Annotated in this window: 1 protein-coding gene; it reads right to left on the bottom strand. The window is 68.0% G+C overall.

Annotated elements, in window-relative coordinates; translation table 11 throughout:
• The coding region (locus ABT057_RS48965; RefSeq protein ID WP_352351884.1) for a hypothetical protein at window positions 1-2,427 on the bottom strand (2,427 nt) is incomplete at both ends.

Raw genomic sequence — 2,427 nt, 5'->3', positions numbered from 1 at the left:
GATGTGGAGGAGGTCGCCGTTGGGGAGGCGGTGGCCGGGGTTGTTGTAGTAGTCCTGGACGCCTTGGGCGAGTTTGGCGTGGACGGCGGTGCTGTTGCCGCCGCGGTAGGCGATGTTGACGGTGAGGTCGGTGTAGGTCTCGTCTTCGTGGCGGAGGCGGCGGACGTCGAAGCCTGACGGGACGGTGAAGCGTGGGGTGTGGTCCAGGCGCATCCGGGGTCGTGTGGGCGGTCCGGCCTCGGTGGTCGTGTCGTCCTGACCGGACGCGGCCTGTGTTTCGGCGAGGGCGAGGTCGACTTCGTTCAGGGCGTCGGTGAGGACGTCGGCGTGCTGGTCCAGTTCTGCTTGTAGTGCTGTCTTCTGCTGAGGGTCGGGGGTGGTGTCGATCCTCTGTTGGAGTTCGTCGGCGCGCAGGCCGGCGGCTTCCAGGGCTGCTTCTGCGGCGCGTAGGCGAGTTCGGTCAGGTGCCGGCTCCTCGATCGCTGCTTCGGCGGGGTTCTGCGGGTGCGACTGCCCGACGGTTGCTGGAGTGGTCCGTCGTCCGGGCCTGGGTGCCTGGGCTGCGACGTCGCCGGGTGTGGTGACGGGTAGTTGGGGTGGGGTGTCGGTGCCGTGGTAGGTGATGGGCGCGCCTTCGCCCAGCGCGAGGAACTCGTTCTCGCCCTCGCCGAAGAAGAGCGTGTGCTCCGACCAACTCTCTCCGTGGAAGACGGCCCGACTCTGGATGAATGTGCCGAACACGCGGTGCAGCGGCACCTTCTGGGACGTCACCCAGAAGGGGCCGAGCATGGGCTTGTTCTCGTCTGTTTGCGTGTTCGTGGCGTCCTTGTACGGCTCCAAGAGGCTGTACGACTCTGCGGGCCCCCGCTTCATCTCCACCGACTGGCCCGGGGTCATGGCTCCGCCGTTCTGCTCCTCCAGCAGGCTCCGCTTCTCCAGGCGGATGAGTTGGACGATTCCTTGTTCGGCGTCGACGTTGGGCATCTTGACCCGGTTGAGCACCTCGTAGGTGAAGGCGTGCTGGGCGACCATGCTGCGGATGTACGCCTTGTGGTCCAGGTGCTGCGGGTCGAATCGGGTGACCGGGTGGTCGCGGCCGTCCGACCGCCAGGTGTCGTCCCTCAGATCGCCGTTGAGCCCGGCCAGGTGATACCCGTCGGGGGACTTCGGCGGACGGAAGTGGCTGATCAGCACCTTGAACCGCTGGGGCTCGGTGTTGATCGAACCGCCGGACTGTTCTGCCCCCCAGGCCGCCAGCCAGTCGGTGTCCCCGCCGTTGGCGTTGAGCCAGGTGTGGAACTTGGAGGACACTCCGTCCTTGCCGCGCAGTGAACCGCCCACAGGGCCGAGCAGGTTGGCGGGGTCGACCAAGGCCCATGGCGTGTCCTCGGGGTCGACGACGCCCTGGTCTCGCGACCAGTTCGGGTTGGCGACGAGTTCGCGGGGCAGGTCGTCGAGCAGTCCGCTCTCTCTGAGGAGCATCTGCATGCGGAGGAACTCGCTGCGGTACTCGGGACGCCAGCCGTCGTCCTCCAGCAGCTTGTTGGTCTTCAGCAGGTGTTTTGCGGCGGCCTTGTCCTGGTCGGAGGCCTGGGGGTCGGCTTGTGTGCGTTCGGCGCGCTCGACGACGAGGGCGAGGTATTTGTCGGCCGGTTCCATCACGGCGTCGAAGGCGTCGTTGCCGTCCCACGGGTTGTTCCACTTGGCGGTCTGGCGGTCGTCCATGTATCGCAGCGGAATCGTCATGCCGTGGGAGGAGATGGTGACCACGGCGAAGGGTTCCAGCTCGGGCGCCTGCGACCACAGTGTGGCCGCGTCGAACGCTCCCTCCGGGAGGCTGTCCGGCAGGACGTAGGTCACCAGGGACGAGGGGGCGAACGGCTCGCTCTGCTCTGCCTCGTCGTCTGGTGTGGGCTCCGGTGAGGGGGGTGTCTGTGCGGCGACGGGGGGCGGGGCGGTCCAGGTGAAGTGGGGGGTGGTGGACGTGGTGGCTGGGATGGGCGCGGGTGCGTCCCAGTCGGATTCGTCGGAGTCGGCTGCGTTGGAGTCGTCGTCGGAGTCGTTGCGCTGGAGCCTGTTCGGCATCGCCCACATGCGGGCGGCGACGGCGTCGGTCTCCGGGCGGTCGGTGTTGTCGTCGGCTGGGCCGAGGGGTTCGGAGACGGGATCGACCCACTCGTGGGAGCGGGGGGTGGGGGTGGTGGCGTCGCGGGCCTGTCGCCAGTTTCCGTCAACGGTCTGTGTGGGGGGATCGGTGTCGCCGATGAGGGCGGCGAGGAGGTGCAGGTGGCGTTCGCGAAGGTGGCCTTGGGGGAGTTGGTCGGGCGAGGGCTGGTGGTAGTTGCCGAGGAGGCTGCCGGTGATGTCGGGGCGGTGGGGGGTGGTGTCGTCCTGGTATTCGTCGCGGAGGCCGAGTTGGTGGCCGAG

Origin of the sequence: Streptomyces sp. NPDC002588 (assembly GCF_040295925.1) — a bacterium.
Classification (GTDB): domain Bacteria; phylum Actinomycetota; class Actinomycetes; order Streptomycetales; family Streptomycetaceae; genus Streptomyces.
The sequence above is the reverse complement of the archived record's forward strand: the minus strand, read 5'-3'. Positions and strand labels throughout refer to the sequence as shown.